Here is a 15,630-nt window from a genome sequence, read left to right as displayed (position 1 = left end):
CAAGCCGCATGAGACACGGCACACTGCAAGAGGACGCACTCATGCACACTAAACTGAAGGTACCTGTGACTGCTCTATGCCTTGCCTTAGCTGCAAGTCAGGCAGCGCAAGCTGATTTGTTTGCGGTAGATCCTGGTGCTCCTGCTGGGGAGTACTTGGCGGAAAATGGCTTTTTCGCTGCTTGGTATCAAGACACCCACGGTCGAACCCTTGACCTGTGTTTATCCAAAAATCTCAGTTCACGCGTACCGTCAACGCCGGGCGCGCCCTCTTACATGTGCTCGCTATTGCCCAACCCGGGCATTTTCGATGACACCCAACCGATGGTGTTTCCGAATAATTTCCCGGATGAAGCATTCTGGTTCACCGGCGATGCCGCGATCGTCGACGCCGCATCCGGCATAGACCTGGCCTACATTTCGGCGGTCGAGGCGGCATTTGGTGGCGGCGACCCCGCGCCTGGCGACCAGATCAGCTTTGCCCGTATCCGGATACGGGTCGATGTGCCCACGCCCGGCACTTACACCATCACTCACCCCTACGGCGTCGACATTTTCGATGTAACCGCTGACGATTTCGGCACCGACGGTAATCGCGCCATCAACATGACCCGCGATGTCGGTATTGGCGCACCCCAAACCTACACCGGCGCGCTGGGCGGTGATATCGGCCCGTTCCTGCGCAGCGTCAATGGCCCTTACACCGAGGTCAACCCGGACACCGGCGCTATGGAAATCTTCATTGGTGACCCTAACTTGCTTGAAGCGGTAACCGGCAGCCCGTTCAACACCAACTTCGTTCGTATTGAAGGCCCGGGCGGGATTGACCTGAGCACCACCGACTTTGCCATTGCCGGCAAATTATCCAGCGTGGTTCGTCCAACTCCGGCACTCGTAGACCGGGCAACCTACTCGCGCAGCAACAGCCAGCAAGGACCGCTGAACGCCCAACAGGATGTCTTCCTCAAGGCGCCACCGCCTCCCGCCAAAGCCAGCTATGTGGATACCGGCGGCGCAACCGTGACCATGACCGAGGCGGACTCGACCGGCAACTGGTACGGCCAATCCAGCGTCAACCCGAGCTTGCCGGCAAACGTTGAACTGACCGTCGACAACACCTTGGCGATCGCCAGCAGCACGCCCGCAACGCTGGTCCAGCCATTGGTCGATCACGTGACGATCAGCACGGCGACCTATGGGTTGAGCTCCGGCCAGTTGATTGTTCAGACCAGTAGCAGCGACCAGGTCAGCCCGCCAACGCTGTCGGTGTTTAACAGCAGTGGCGACTTCATTGCCACGTTAAGCAACGGTTCGACCCAGACCGGTATCAGCCCAATTCCACCGGCGAGCATCACCGTTCGCTCATCGAATGGCGGCTCGGATACCGAAGAAGTGGTCATCCTTCCATGACGGTTGCGCATCAGAATTTGCGCCAGGAGGCATCATGAACAAGTTGCCCTGCATGTTTATCTCATCCCTGAGCCTGATCGCTCTTGCCATCAGCAATGCTCAGGCTGAGTTGGGTGGGGTCGCCCCGCCACCCTACACCCCGGCAACCGGCGGCTACCCCGCCTGGTATGAAGATACCAGTGAGCCGGCCGCCGAGCGTCTCGATCTCTGCCTGTCCAAGGCCGAGCTCACACCGGGAGCAGGTTACCTCTGCATCCTGCTGCCCAACCCGGGTATCTTCGATGACACCAAGCCAATAGTCTTCCCCGACAACTGGCCAGACGAGTCATTCTGGTTCCTGGCCGAAACCACCATCCCAGAAGGTGCAGTGGCAGGCTATGAAATGGACGCCTATGTGGCCGGTATTGAAGCCGCGTTTGGTGGTGGTGATCCATTACCTGGCGATCAGGTGAGCTTTGCGCGGATTCGTATACGCATCAGCGTGCCAGTCGCCGGAACTTACACCGTGACTCACCCGTATGGCGTCGACACCTTCAATGTGACCACGCCGGGACGTCGCGCCATCAACATGACCCGCGACATCGGCATCGGGGCGCCCGGCGACTTCAGCGGCGCACTGGGCGGCGACATTGGCCCGTTCCTGCATGGAGTGGGTGGACCATATCAGGCGCAGAACCCGGAAACGGGACAGACCGAGACATTTATCGGTAACCCCAACATTACCGAAGCCGTCACCGGCAGCCCGTTCGACACCAACTTCGTCAGAATTGAAGGCCCGGCCGGGGTGATCGAAACCAGCCTGTTCAGCGTGTCGGGCAAACTGTCTGATCCGCGTGATCCGCTGCCGCTGGAAATCGAACGTGCAACCTACCGGCGGACTGCGAGTGGCACCCAGATAAGTGTGTTCGCAGACTCGGCGTCCAACAGCGACGTTTGCTTCCGCGAAACCCTCGATCTGGTGGATGGCGTGCCGCCTTCTCCTTGCCTGACCGACATGACGGCCAATAACAGCGGCAAGTACTTTGGCCATAATTCGGCGGCAACAACGCTGCCACCCTTTATTGTGGCGACGAGCGTAGACCCGAGCGGCGTCAAGCAGCAGACATCGCTCTCAAGCAAACTGGCTGACGTCGTTAAAATCAGCACTGCAACCTACTCGTGGGATGACCAAACGCTGCGCGTCACGGCCACGTCCAGTGACGAGGTACAGGTGCCAGATCTGGCCGCGCCCGGCTTCGGCAGGCTGTCGAAATCGGGCACTCAGCAAACCCTCGAAGTCAGCGACCTCAGCCAGCCGCCTGCCACCGTCACGGTCAAATCAGCAGCTGGCGGCAGCGATACCGAGATGGTCAGGGTCGTGGGTACGGCGCCAGCACCAACCGACAATGAGTTGCCGGTTGCAGTGGATGATGCGGCGGCGACCTCATCAGGCGTGCCAATTTCAATCAACCTGCTGGCCAATGACAGCGACCCGGACGACAACACGCCGCTGACCATTGTCGACCTGGGTCAGCCCGCCACCGGTTTGGGCAGTGTTGCGCTGAATGGCACAACCTCGGTATTGTATACCCCGCCGTTAAACGTCACCACGCCACTCACCGTGACGTTCAGCTACTCCGTGCAGGATGCACTCGGCGACAAGTCGGCAACACCGGCGACCGTGACCGTTACGGTTAGCCCGAACCTGCCGCCAACTGTGGTCAACGACGCTGTAACCACACTCAATGCGCCGATCACCATTGATGTGCTGGCCAACGACACCGACCCGGAAGGCAACGTGCCGTTGAGCATTAACGGCTTCGGCCAACCCGCCGCCGGCCAGGGCAGCGTGACCAGCAATGGCACAACGCTGACCTACACCCCGCCGGCCACGGTGACGACGGCGTTCACCACGACCTTCAGCTACACCGCCCGCGATTCACTGGGCGCGGTATCAGTGCCGGCGTCGGTCAGCGTCACGGTCAATCCGCCACTTCCACCGGCCGTTGTGGAAAACCTGACGGTCACCACTGCACAGGTCACCCCGCGCTCGAACAATCGCTTCACGTGGGACATCCGCGGCCAGACGTCGATCACCAATGGCAACGTGATGACTGTCAGCGTGACCACCGCCAATGGCCTGCAGGAACTGGGCACGACGGCTGTCCCGGGCACCGGCCGCTGGCGGCTATCGCTGACCTCGACAGAAGTAGTGCCAAGCGCCAATCCGGTGATCTCGGTCAGGTCTTCAGTCGGCACGGTGGTTCAGCAAACATTGGATGTGCGTTAAGCAGTCGCTCGGTGGTTGAGGTGCGTGTTACCGCGCACCGCAACCACCGGGCAAAACAGCAGGAGAGTCGAGCATGCAAAGGCCAAGGTTAGCAAGCCAACTCTCCGCCTTTTTACTGGGGTTTTGCGGGCTGCTTAACGCGGTACAGGCCGCCGACCTCGCCGACAACTTTGACCTGGCTGACAGCTCGAGCGATATCGCCACGCCCAGCCAGTTAACTGCCAACCAGCTCGCGTTGATCAGCCAGGACGGCCAGAACAATGTGGCGCTGATTGCACAGCATGGCCAGTCGATACTGGGCGAGATCGTGCAATCGGGCAGTAATCAGGAAGCCTACATCCTGCAGGAAGGCATTGGGCAAATGGCTTCAATCACACAGCAGGGTTATGCCAACGAGGCTTACATCAGCCAAAGCGGTGCCTATAACCAGGCGCAGATCAGCCAAAACGGTGTCTACAACAGCGCACTGATCGAACAAACAGGCACTGGGCAAGCCAGCAGTATCGCCCAGTATGGAAACAACCAGAGCGTGAGGCTCTACCAGTACCGTTGAAAGTGCTTAATCGATCCTATTGCTCGAAGAGCACGCTAAAACCAGGAGGCAATGCCATGTTCCAGTTCAAACCACTTGCTGTCGCAGTTCTGGCCATCGTGAGCCTGCCTGCACTCGCAAACAACAGCACTTCAACCCAGACGCAGGATGGCGAAGATCATATCGCCGATGTGTTCCAGACTCAGGCCGGTCGCAGCCAGGCTACTCAGACCCAAGACGGCAGCGGGCAGATCGGCTGGATCGAGCAAGAGTTTGGCCGCAACCGCGCTGAACAAACCCAGTCAGGTGATACCAACGACAGCTTTGTACTGCAAAGTGGAGAAAGCCGCAGCCGCTCGGTGCAAGTCCAGAATGGCTCCCTCCAGGGATCATCGAATTTCCAGGAAGGCGGTAGTGACAACTTGATCCGCTCCAATCAGGGCGGCTCGTCGCACTTTGGCACTGGCACGCAGTTATTCGAAACCAACAGTGAGATGCACCTCAGGCAGCGCGGCAATGCCAACGAGGCCGATGAGTATCAAGCCGACGGTGAGCGCAACAACGCCACTATCGACCAACGCGGCAGCGCCAACATGGCCTCGACGGACAGCTTTCTTCAGCGTGACAGCCAGATGACCATCAATCAGAACGGCGATGCAAACGAGGCGTTCATTTATCAGGACGAGGGCGACTTCACCACGGCTACAGTGGATCAAGTTGGCGCGCAGAACGTGGTCGATGCCTTTCAAACTGCTCAAATGAACAGTCATTACACGTTGACTCAGACCGGCAACTTGAACGGTGCTCAAATCGATCAGACTGCGGGCACCGACAACCAACTGACCATCACCCAGATTGGTAATGGCAACGAACTGGCGGCCGAGCAATACAATGCAAACATGATGACGGCGACACTGACGCAAAACGGCAGCGTCAACTACGCCGAAGCCTATCAGGAAGGCACCGGGCATGTGCTGACCGTCAACTCGACTGGTACTGGTAACGAGGTTTACGCCGGCATCGTCTCAGGCGCAAATGGCCAATATGGTTCTGGACAAACTGCAACCCTGACCCAAAACGGCGAATCCAACGCCATCACCCTGACTCAAGACGGCCTCCAGCAACTCGCAGTGCTGAATCAGACAGGTAATGAAAACTCGATGGAAACCAGCCAGGGCGGCACATCGAATGAGCTGTATTTCACCCAGAACGGTGATGGTAACCAACTGCTGGTTGACCAGACCGGCACCGACAACTTGGTAGACGGCACCTCGACGGATGATTTCAGCACCGTCGAAATTACCCAGTCGGGGGCCAATAACCAGTCGCTCACCGAGCAGTCGATGGGCAGTGAGAACAGCATTGTTGTAAGCCAGACTGACAACGCCAACCTCTCGTCAGTCTTCCAGGCAGGCTCATTCAACAGCGCCACGGTGACTCAGTCGGGCAACAACATGATCTCCACCATTACCCAGAACGGTAACGGCAACACCGCTAACGCGGTTCAGCAATAACCATCCACCTCGCGCGTTGAGGTGTTAAAGACTGCCGCCACTTTGGCGGCAGTCTTGTGTTCAGCCCATGGATTGAACGCCCCCTTCCCCGCCCTTTAATAACGCTTAACTTCTGTGGCTGAGGCCCACGGCCGTGGGTGTTTAACTTTGATTACGGCGCGGCGCAGGCGAGGCAACGGCCCTGCAAAATATGCGGCCGGTAACTAAGAAGTCAGTTATTAAGCGAACGCAGATATATTCACTGCATCGGGTCGCGTTTGCGCCGGGCGAAGATCGCCAGACGCAAACGCTATGCGTGCTATTGCACTTGGGTGAGGTACTTGTCCAGCGAGGTTTGATCGAGCTTTTGACCGTCTGCCATCTGCCACAGGTTGCTGTTAACGCCTTGCACGACGATATGCGCAACCGCCGCTTCAATGGCCGACAACACACACAGCTGCGCGGGCTCGTTGGTGGTGTAACCGGCCTCGGCTTCGAGCAGTTTCTTGAACTCGACAAACTTGAAGACCCCAGCATTGCGCGCCACTGAATAGATGGTTTTCGAGGTCATCACATTGGCCAAAACCATACCGGTGCGCACATCGACTGCGCGCAGGTTCACCGACACCTGATCGACCCGGTATTCGCGGCCCAGACTGATGCCCAGATACGCCGCGCCCTCGCCCCCCGACCGCACGTTGGTGTCGTAGGCAATAATGCCGCCCTCCAGCAAAATGTTGGCCGCTTGCAGCGGCGGCAACTCGTTCTGGATATTCACCGGGGTATTGGGTTTGTTCTGCGAGGCACGGATGATCTTGCGTTCAGTCAGCACGTTTTGCAGGCCCTCGCGTTCCAGCACACGGAACCAGCCGCTGGCTTGCAAGGCATCCACCAGCATGCTGCCCGCACCTTGGGTGACACTGGTTGAAAATGAGCTGGCCGGGGTCGGTTTGTACTGCCCGGTCTGATCGCGAAAACCATAAACCGCTGCGACCAAACGGCCTCTTGGCCGGGGCAGCGCCAGCAGATCGTAATAAGTCGAGGCGCGTGGGGTCAGGGTCGGCGTGTCTTCCTCAACCTCGGCGGGCATTGGCTCGCGAACGGCACAGCCGTGTAATGCAGCTACCATCATGACCAACAGCATTGTTTTTTTCATGGTCCGGGCATCCTTGGGCACGCTGAACTTAGTTGGCGTTGAGGCCGTTGACTTCGATGACTGAAATTTCACCGGTCAACTTGTCGGTGATCTGCACGCTCAAAGCGCCATCAACATCCACAAAGTCGATAAGGAATGAGTCAGTCGAAAGGCTGCCGGTATTGCCAGCTTCAATGTTGGTGAGCAGTTGCGAAAGCAGGCGCGACTCCAACTGACTGCTGAACCGCTCAAGCGCCGTAGTGCCGGTGAACGATGAGCGATCTATCGCGTCGGGGTCGTCGTAATCGTTCTGCGCCTGTGCCCGGTTCAGCAGCCACGTGCCGTTTAACGGGTTGCCACCAAAGGTCGGGTTCACCGGCGTATAAACCAACTCGGTGGCCAGCGCCGCAGCACTCGATACCAGGATGCTAAAGCTGGCACTCATGGCTATATGCTTACTGTTCATAGCTCGTCCTTATCCATGTCGATGGTGTCTTGCAGCAGGTATTCGATTTTCTGCCGGGTAATTTCTTCCTGAATAAAATCGGCCGCTTCATAAGCTGTGGGCTGCAACTCGGCGGTATTCGGCGCAAGGAAACGCCGGTAAAGAATGCGCCCTTCATATTCGATCCAGATCAGGCTGCCCCAGCGTGCGGAAGGCCGCTCGCGCACCACCAGATTGAAATCCATGCGGCTGGTATCGCGCAGGCGTTCGGTGAAGAAGCGGTAAAACTCATGACCAATGTTGGAAATACTGTTATCGACAATGAAGCCCTTTAGCTCGTCTTCACTGCTGGCTTGCGCAGGCGTCAACAGGCCCAGGCTCAAGCAGACAATAAGGCCGCTGTTCAACAGACACTGATGCGCCAATGACGAACGGAACATCGTCAGCCCCTCAAGGCAGTTGCGCCTTACTCGGGTTTGCCGGGGTGTTCTGGCTGAGCCCCTGCATGAATGACTTATCGGCGACAAACTGCCAGTCCGAATAGTGTTTCATCCCTTCAAAATCGACCCACTGCGCCGGGAATTGCGCCTGTTTCATCGGCGCCTGTTCCGAGCGGCTGTACACGCCGGCAATCCGCCCATCAAACGACTGAATCAAGCCCCAGTCGTTGCTGCCGGTTATCGGGTCGGCATAGAGCTTGCGCAAATGCCGCTGGCGAGAGGGAAAACGCGGGTCTTCAATCAGCTCGTCAAGGGTTTGCGGGTACTGGGCAACGCCTGGCGATACTTGATAATAGTGGCGCAGCGCCTGAGCATATTGGCTGCCCACCCAGAGCAAATCCTGTTCACGCAGGCGCTGGCTGGTGATTGACCAGAGTTGCCCCGCACCAGCCAGCGCAGTGCCCAGGAGCACGATCAAAAACAGCACGGCAAAGTAGCTGAAGCCCTGTTGCCGGCGGCCAAAATCACCACTGCGCATACAAGCTCCCATCCCGCGCCTTGCCACTCGCGCCGCTTTTAATATCGCCAACTGATCCGCTCACGCCTTCGGGCGGCGGCACAATCACCCACAAATCGCTGCGTTCGGTGATCGGGTCGAGCGGCATGTTGCGCAAGTAACGCTGCTCGACCAACTCCTCAATCGACTCAGGGTAATGACCTTTGTCGCCGTAATACTGATCCAGCGAGTCACGCATCACCGCCAGGCTTTGGCGCAGCGTGGTTTCCTTGGAGTTATCGAAACTGGAAAAATAACGTGGCACCGCAATCGTCATCAGCATCGCGATGATCGACATCACCACCAGCAGTTCTATAAGGGTGAAACCTGCATGCCTGCGCATCGCATTACCACTCCGAATAGGGAATCGAATTGAGCCCGACCAGCCGGGACTGCGAATAAACATCGAACACATCCTCGCCCGAGCGCGGATCATCCGCCGGACTGTCGTAGGACCGCAGCCCCCAGACCTCGGCGATGTCCTGCTGTGGCGGGGCGAATGGATCACGCGGGATGCGCCGCAAAAAATAGATCTTGCCGCCCTTCACATCGCGCAGATCACGCACTCCGTCGACCAGAACGCTGAGGTTTTCGGGGTAGCCCGAACTGGACAGCGATTTCTCGATATGACCGGCATCGGCGGCCATCTTGTAGGCGTCCAGTGCATCGCGTAACTGATGCAGCGCGGTTTTCAGCTCCTGCTCCTTACCCCGGCGCACCACTGTCTCGGTGAGGGGAGCGGCAATACTGGCGAGCAACGCGATAAGGGCCATGGTGATGACCACTTCGATCAGGGTGAACCCGCGAGTTGCTCTTTTCATGGCAGCCGCCTCAAGGCTTCACAGTGACAAACTGCTGCGTTGGCAGCGTGGCGGCAATCAAGCGTTTGTCCTGACCGATGCCGGAAAACTTGATCACCTGCATCGAAGCCTGCTGATCCTGCGCATCCGCGCTTTGCAGGGCCCGCACCCGCACTTGCAACAGGCCGCCGGAGCCAGTCGCACCTGCCGCGCCGCTGCGAATTTGCGAGACAGAAACCACACCGGCCTGTTCATCAAGCCGTGGCGTGAATGATGTTTGTGCGCTGTCGTGCTGGAGCAAGCCGCCTTCGAGCACCTCAAGCACCTTCAACCGCGCGGGGTCGTAAGACAACTGCAAGGAAGAACTGTGCAGCGGTTGCCCGGCTTGCGCCTGGAGCACGAAAACCGCTTCCTCGCCGGCGTGCATCTCGCTCGGCATGACCCAGCTCAAGCGCAGATCTTCGCTGGCCGCCTTGACCGGCACGACTACCGGTTGCGCCTTGGCAGGCAATGCCGGGGGGCTAACCGGAGCCGGTGTTACGTATGCCGGTGCACTCGGCGGTGCGCTGTAATCGGCCATCTGTCCGAACCGCGAAGCCGACTGCACACGCATGCTGCTCTCAGTGCCGGTGGCAAACTCCATATCACTGGGGCTCTGATACGGCAGATTGCGCACGATGCGCGGGCGGATCGACAGCACCAGCTCCGACTTGTTGTTGGTGTCTTTATTGCTGCCAAACAAGCGGCCAACTCCCGGCACATCACCCAGCCCCGGAATCTTGTTGCCGGTGGAGAACTGGTCATTGCGCATCAACCCAGCGAGAACCTGGGTTTCACCGTCACGCAGGCGCAAGGTGGTGGTCGCGTTGCGGGTATCGACCTGAACCGGAATGGTGCCCTGGCGCGTGGCTTCAAGCGGTGTGGCGTTACTCACTTCAAGGGCAATCTTGATCGCCACTTCATCGTTGAGGTACACCGTTGGCTGCACTTCCAGTTTAAGGCCGACATCCAGATAAGTGATGCTCTCGGTAATCACCGGCCCTTGTGTGGACGGCACCGACGTGGCGCTGATAATCGGCACCCGCTGACCAATATGGATGCGCGCCTGCTCGTTGTTGCTGACGCGAATAACCGGACTGGCCAAGGTGTTGATGTCGTTGTCCTGCGCATTGATACGCAGCTGCGGCGACGGCGAAATGCTGATCCGCCCCGAATCAATGCCGCGCAGTTGATCAAGAATGCTCACCGCTGAGCCGTCATCGTTGATCACGCCGAAGGTGTTCGGCCATTGCAAACCGAGGTCGAGAATACGCTGGGTGGCGACTTCCATGACCTCGACTTCCAGCACCACTTCCGGGTTGGACTGGTCCTGCGCCTGGAACAGCTTTTCAGCCATGCGCACGGCATCAATGGTGTCACGCATGGTTAAGGTATTGAGGCGCTCATCAATAAACACATCGCGGGTTTTGAGCATGGTCTTGACCATATTCAACGCACTGTTGGCGTCGATATTGGTCAGGTAGAACGTGCGCATCACCAGATCCTGATAATCCTTGAGCTTTTGCGGAGAATCCGGGTAGATCAAAATGGTGGTGTCGTTAACCACTTTCTGGTGCAGCTGGCTCTGCTGCAGGAGCAAGTCGATTGCCGACTCTATCGGCACCTGCCGCACGAATATGGTGGCTTTGGCATCCGGCCGCACATCCTTGTCGAAGATGAAGTTCAGCCCCGAGGTTTTCGCCAGCACCTCGAAGATGACTTTGAGATTGGCATCGCGAAACTCAAGATTGATGGGCCGGCTCAACTGCGAACGCAGTTGCGGATAAGGCGCCTCTGAGCGGCGCTGGAGCAGTTCGATGTCGCGCTGCAATTGCTGAGCGCCTTGGTGCTGCGGGTCGAGCGCGTAAATGTTACGGACCTGATGCTGCGCACCGGTAATATCGCCCCGGCGCAGCGAGGTCTGGCCCTGCACCAGCATCGCGTCAATCGACTTTAACGCTGCAATCTGACGCAGCCCCTCAGCCGCTCTGGAGTTCTGCGGATCGATGCCCATCACGCGCTGATAACCCTGAAACGCCATGGTGTAATTGCGCTGGGTGTAATCCTGATCGGCCTGACTCAGCAGCGTCTCGATAATTCGCGCGCGCTGGGTGGTCAGCGTCATCTGGATGCGGGTATCTCGCGGCGCTTCGCGGGCGGCCTCCTCCAGCCGGGCGAGGCCTGCCTCGTACTGACCAGCCTCGATCATCTGCATGCCATCATCATGGGCCTTGTTAGTCGCGCAACCGACCAGAATCAGCGCCAGACACAAGCTTTTGCAAGCCAGACGTGTTGCCTTCATAAGGTGCTCCCAACAGCCAGAGACTGGGAAATTTTCAAGGGGAGATACAGCAGGGTCATTTGCTCCTGCGTGATCCTTTGCACTTTGTAGGTACCGCCAATCACATCGCCAACCCGCACCACATGCACTTGCTCGCCCTCCTGCAAAAACACCTGCAAACGGGAGTGGTCTTCAAGTTTGCCGATGAAGTGAAAAGGCAGAGGTGGCGCACTGGGGCGGTAGACCACAGGCACGACTGGCGCGACAGCCACCGGTTTGAACTGGGGAACAACTCGCCAGCTGCGCACGGCAAATAAATCCGCCTGCGGAACACTCGCAGGCGCGCTTTTAGCCCCGGAGCCTGCGCCGCTTTGCTCGCCCTGCTGCGCCGCAACGGCTGGTTTCTGCAAGCGCGAGGCCGGGTTTGTTGGTTGAACGGCCAACTCGTCATCACCGGCAAAAAAGTACTCGGGAATCAGCGCAACCAATGCTGCTGCGCCGAGAAAGATCGCCCAATAAAGCCCGCGCCGACTGTTCATATGCGCCTCGACAAATAAAGCGTCATGCGCACCCGCCCATCGAGTTGAACGTCGGCAATCTGCTTGCGTTTGATGTCTACGTTCTCCAGCACCAGCGCCGGCACCTGGCTCAGTACGGCGTGTAAAAAGCGCCTTAGCTGCGGATAACTGCCACTGACCGGAAGCAGGATCTGGTAGCGCGCCATGCGTGTTTTCGGGTCGACGCCGAGTGAGTATTCGCCGCGAGCCAGAGCAATGTTCTGCAATTGCGCCTGGGTGTAGATCTGGTCAATCGCCCGTGTTGCTTCGGCCTGCTGCGGAAGCATGCCGAGAAAGGTTTCAAGCTCACTGCCTTCAGCGGTGGGCGGAGGCAAAATGCCGTCTTTGATCTGGTTCAGGTACTGCTGGGTTTGCACCACTTGCAGGCTGATGTGCTGGAGGTTTTCGCGGGCCGGTAACAGCGCCAACAACGCATACAGCAGCGCCACCAGCATCAGGGCGATACCCGTCAGGCCAGGCCAACCCAGACGCTGGATGTATTCGTAGGCGATGAGCTTATTGATAGCCATGACTATTCCACCAGCCAGGTTGCGGACAGGCTGAAACGCACCGGGCGCTCAGGCATCTGGGTCAGCGTTTCGTGGCTTAATAGCGAGACATCACGAAGTTGCTGGGTGTTCTCCAGGCTGCGGTGGAAGGCCAGCATGGCCTCCAGATTGCGCGCCTCGGCGGTTAAGCGCAGTTGCTGTTTACGCGCATCGGGCGCTATCGAGAGCAGCGCGATGTCGTCACGCGGCATGCTTTCGAGGCTGTTGAACAAGGCATTCCATGGCAGGTTCATTTCGGCTGAGATACGCCGCATCTCGGCGATACTGACATCGCTTCCCTGCCTGCCCTTGCTGGCGACGGAGGCTTTCGCCGGCTTGCCGCCGTTCAACTGTTGCTGCAGATAGCTCAACTTGGCCGACTCCACGTCACCAGCCTTGCTCACCAGCAGATGCGTGACCAGCATCGCTGCCGCCAGCGCGCCACCCAATGCCAGCAAAGACCAGCCCAGCCTGGATGCAATCGCCTGCGGTTGAAAATCGAGCTGAAGTTCGCGCATTTCAGTCCACCGCCCGGGCCATGTTGAACAACGCATCTTCACGCTCGCCCGTTGGCAGCGTCAGCGCATGCGTACTCACGCCGCATACCGGGTGTGGCGGCTTGCTGTTGCGCGCCGGGGCATGCAGGTAAACCGAGTCGAAATCGAGGTTTTCCAGCATCTTCAGTTCATGCTCACGGGCGATCAGCGCACTCAGGCTGGCGTCGGAGTCATCACTGCTGATCGAGCGAACGCTTACCCAGTGCCCACCGTGGGCTTGGATCAAATTGCTGCGGTGGGGCTCGGCCAGGAGAAACACGAAATCATCTTTACGCAGCGAATGGCGGAAATGATTGAACGCGGCCATCAGATAAGGCTGCAAGCTGATCAGTCGCATGCCTTCATGGCTGACGATCGTGCGCAGTTGCTCAACCATGGTGTCGGCCATCACAGCGGCCAGACGCGATTGACCCGCAGGCTCCGGCGAAAGAGTCAGGCTCCAGCCCTCGCCCAGTTGGCCGTAGATTTCTTCAAAGCAAATCCGCGCATAACCCTGCAGCTCCTGCGGGGTGCTGATGTGCTCGCTCCACGGCACCAGACAAAAACGGATGAACTGGTTGGACAACAACACGGTGATTTCAGCGCGCTTGCGGCTGTGCACATGCAGTATCAGTTGCAGCGCATTGAGCGCATCGGGCCATTCAGTCGCCCGCCCGTCGGCAGGCTGCACATCCTTGCGTTCGAGCATACGCAGTTCACGGCCGTGGCGGCGAAAAAGGGCAGCCTGCTCCAGGGTTACCACCGCGACAAAGGAATCACGCGCTAAAAGTGACACGATTGATCTCCTCCAAGGTGGTTTTGCCCTCACGCACCAACTCCAGTGCAGTTGTGCGCAGTAGCCGCAGCCCGCGCTTGCACGCCTGCTCCTTGAGCTTGGCGATGGGCTCACGGTCAATAATCAGCTGGCGGATTTCATCGTCGAGTTGCAGCAGTTCGGCAATCGCTGTGCGCCCGCGATAGCCCGTGCCACGGCAGCGCCCGCAGCCGGTGCCGTGGACAAAGTGGTAATGCGGGGCATCTTCGGGATTGATCCCGGAAGCTTGCAGCTCCTCAATTGAAGGCGTTACTGCTTGCGCGCAGGTCGGGCACACCAGACGGATCAGCCGCTGCGCCAGCACCGCGTTGAGTGCGGCGACAAAACTGTAGGGGTCGACTTCCATCTGAGTGAAGCGGCCAATCACATCGAACACGTTGTTGGCGTGGATGGTGGTAAAAACCAGGTGGCCGGTGAGCGCGGATTGCACGGCGATTTGCGCGGTGTCGGGGTCACGGATTTCGCCGACCATGATCTTGTCCGGGTCGTGGCGCAGTATCGAGCGCAGACCACGGGCAAACGTCAGGCCCTTCTTCTCGTTCACCGGAATCTGCAAAACCCCTGGCAGTACATATTCAACCGGGTCTTCGATGGTGATGATTTTATCCACGCCGTGATTGATCTCGGTGATCATCGCGTACAACGTGGTGGTCTTGCCGCTGCCGGTAGGCCCGGTCACCAGCACCATGCCGTAAGGCTCAGCCGCCAGACGCCGGAGTTTCTTCATAATGCCGGCTTCAAAGCCCAGCGCCTCCAGGCTTACACCGTGCACCTGATCGGCCAGATCCTGTTTGTCGAGCACCCGCAAAACGGCATCTTCACCAAAGATGCTGGGCATGATCGACACCCGAAAATCGATTTGACGGCCATTGATCGACACCTTGAAGCGACCATCCTGCGGCACGCGCTTTTCACCGATATCCAGCTCGGCCATCACCTTGACCCGGGAAATAACCTGCTCGGCAGTTTCGATACCCTGCACCCGGCTGATGCTGTTGAGGACGCCGTCGATCCGGTATTTGATCACCAGACCGCTGCCGGTCATGCCCAGATGAATATCGCTGGCGTGGATTTTCAGCGCATCGTAGAGCGTGGAGTTCACCAACTTGACCACCACGCTTGAATCTTCGCTGATGCGCGCCAGCGACAGCGTTTCAACATCTTCAAGCTCGCTTACGTCGCTGTCTTGCGCGTCGAGCGAATCGACCGCGTGGTAGCTCTCTTCCTGACGCGCCAGATACCCGCTCAAATCCGCGGGGTGCACCAGATACAGCGGCGCGCCATTGAGGCACTCGTCAATCCAGGCCAGGCGGGCATTATCGAAGGGGTCGGCAAATACGCCCACCAGCGTGTTGCCCAGATGCACCGTGACAAAATCACGTTTGATTGCCTGCGCCAGCGGCACCCGGTCGAAGGCAGGAATGCAGGCGAACAAGGCGTCGCAGGTTAAAACCGGATAGTGCAGCGTGGCGCCAAGGCGCCGGACAAACTGCGCCGACTCAAGCCCGGCCAATGCTTCAAGCGTATCGACAATGCGTTGCTGCCCAGTCGATTCCTCGCGCGCCCGAGCCAGTAACGCCGCCTCGAAACGCGTTTCAATTGGCAGCGGGTCAGCAACCGGTGATGCCTCTACAGCGAGGGAAAGCCTGTCCATACCGCACCCTCCAAGTTCCACAGCGCAAACCACAAACCCGTTGCATTGCCAGGCACTTAACCTGGCGGGCTTGAACCTGTTACGGCCACATATGCGTCCTT

Annotated in this window: 15 protein-coding genes and 1 pseudogene; 4 read left to right on the top strand and 12 right to left on the bottom strand. The window is 58.6% G+C overall.

Annotated elements, in window-relative coordinates; genetic code table 11:
• Positions 1-41: 41 nt before the first annotated feature.
• The 4 genes from FEZ62_RS02555 to FEZ62_RS02540 all read left to right on the top strand — a co-directional run bounded on the left by FEZ62_RS02555 (position 42) and on the right by FEZ62_RS02540 (position 5,724).
• The gene (locus tag FEZ62_RS02555; protein ID WP_172926716.1) at positions 42-1,409 is read left to right on the top strand and encodes a hypothetical protein; all 1,368 of its coding nucleotides are present in this window, start codon (positions 42-44) and stop codon (positions 1,407-1,409) included.
• Between the two features lie 34 nt (positions 1,410-1,443).
• Positions 1,444-3,678, top strand: a complete 2,235-nt coding sequence (locus FEZ62_RS02550) for an Ig-like domain-containing protein (protein ID WP_172926715.1) — start codon at positions 1,444-1,446, stop codon at positions 3,676-3,678.
• A gap of 73 nt (positions 3,679-3,751) precedes the next feature.
• Positions 3,752-4,231 carry a curlin gene (locus FEZ62_RS02545; RefSeq protein WP_172926714.1) on the top strand — a complete coding sequence of 160 codons (480 nt, stop codon included), beginning with the start codon at positions 3,752-3,754 and terminating at the stop codon, positions 4,229-4,231.
• Positions 4,232-4,287: 56 nt separating this feature from the next.
• Positions 4,288-5,724, top strand: a complete 1,437-nt coding sequence (locus FEZ62_RS02540) for a hypothetical protein (RefSeq protein WP_172926713.1) — start codon at positions 4,288-4,290, stop codon at positions 5,722-5,724.
• A 298-nt stretch (positions 5,725-6,022) separates the two neighbouring features.
• On the opposite strand, the gene FEZ62_RS02535 is transcribed toward FEZ62_RS02540, so the two are convergent.
• The 12 genes and pseudogenes from FEZ62_RS02535 to FEZ62_RS02480 all read right to left on the bottom strand — a co-directional run bounded on the left by FEZ62_RS02535 (position 6,023) and on the right by FEZ62_RS02480 (position 15,529).
• Positions 6,023-6,859 (bottom strand): CsgG/HfaB family protein, encoded by an 837-nt coding sequence (locus tag FEZ62_RS02535; RefSeq protein WP_090513314.1) that lies wholly within the window; start codon positions 6,857-6,859, stop codon positions 6,023-6,025.
• Positions 6,860-6,887: 28 nt separating this feature from the next.
• Positions 6,888-7,304, bottom strand: coding sequence for a curli assembly protein CsgF (locus FEZ62_RS02530; RefSeq protein ID WP_172926712.1), 417 nt, complete (start codon positions 7,302-7,304; stop codon positions 6,888-6,890).
• On the bottom strand, positions 7,301-7,723 hold the full coding sequence (gene csgE, locus FEZ62_RS02525; protein ID WP_172926711.1) for a curli production assembly/transport protein CsgE: 423 nt from the start codon (positions 7,721-7,723) through the stop codon (positions 7,301-7,303). The genes FEZ62_RS02530 and csgE overlap by 4 nt, the downstream gene beginning before the upstream one ends.
• 10 nt (positions 7,724-7,733) lie before the next feature.
• On the bottom strand, positions 7,734-8,261 hold the full coding sequence (locus FEZ62_RS02520; RefSeq protein WP_172926710.1) for a type II secretion system protein: 528 nt from the start codon (positions 8,259-8,261) through the stop codon (positions 7,734-7,736).
• A complete protein-coding gene (locus FEZ62_RS02515) occupies positions 8,248-8,622 on the bottom strand; it encodes a prepilin-type N-terminal cleavage/methylation domain-containing protein (RefSeq protein WP_069901562.1) in 375 nt (124 codons plus the stop codon). Before FEZ62_RS02515 ends, FEZ62_RS02520 begins: the two co-directional genes overlap by 14 nt.
• A gap of 4 nt (positions 8,623-8,626) precedes the next feature.
• Positions 8,627-9,100 carry a type II secretion system protein gene (locus tag FEZ62_RS02510; RefSeq protein WP_069901561.1) on the bottom strand — a complete coding sequence of 158 codons (474 nt, stop codon included), beginning with the start codon at positions 9,098-9,100 and terminating at the stop codon, positions 8,627-8,629.
• 580 nt (positions 9,101-9,680) lie between these two features.
• Positions 9,681-11,420: pseudogene (locus FEZ62_RS02505) on the bottom strand (secretin and TonB N-terminal domain-containing protein); the annotation flags it as partial.
• Positions 11,417-11,938: a hypothetical protein gene (locus FEZ62_RS02500; RefSeq protein ID WP_172926709.1), complete on the bottom strand. Its 522-nt coding sequence runs from the start codon at positions 11,936-11,938 to the stop codon at positions 11,417-11,419. The pseudogene FEZ62_RS02505 and the gene FEZ62_RS02500, both read right to left, overlap by 4 nt.
• On the bottom strand, positions 11,935-12,486 hold the full coding sequence (locus tag FEZ62_RS02495) for a pilus assembly protein PilO (protein WP_172926708.1): 552 nt from the start codon (positions 12,484-12,486) through the stop codon (positions 11,935-11,937). Before FEZ62_RS02495 ends, FEZ62_RS02500 begins: the two co-directional genes overlap by 4 nt.
• Positions 12,487-12,488: 2 nt before the next feature.
• Complete coding sequence (locus FEZ62_RS02490) at positions 12,489-13,022, bottom strand: PilN domain-containing protein (protein ID WP_172926707.1); 534 nt, start codon at positions 13,020-13,022, stop codon at positions 12,489-12,491.
• Position 13,023: 1 nt separating this feature from the next.
• On the bottom strand, positions 13,024-13,836 hold the full coding sequence (locus FEZ62_RS02485) for a hypothetical protein (protein WP_172926706.1): 813 nt from the start codon (positions 13,834-13,836) through the stop codon (positions 13,024-13,026).
• Positions 13,817-15,529, bottom strand: a complete 1,713-nt coding sequence (locus FEZ62_RS02480; protein ID WP_172926705.1) for a GspE/PulE family protein — start codon at positions 15,527-15,529, stop codon at positions 13,817-13,819. The genes FEZ62_RS02485 and FEZ62_RS02480 overlap by 20 nt, the downstream gene beginning before the upstream one ends.
• Positions 15,530-15,630 lie beyond the last annotated feature (101 nt).

The sequence above is a fragment of the Pseudomonas sp. MS19 genome (assembly GCF_013277615.1).
Taxonomy (GTDB): Bacteria; Pseudomonadota; Gammaproteobacteria; order Pseudomonadales; family Pseudomonadaceae; genus Aquipseudomonas; species Aquipseudomonas marincola.
This window is presented reverse-complemented; position numbering and strand designations above follow the sequence as displayed.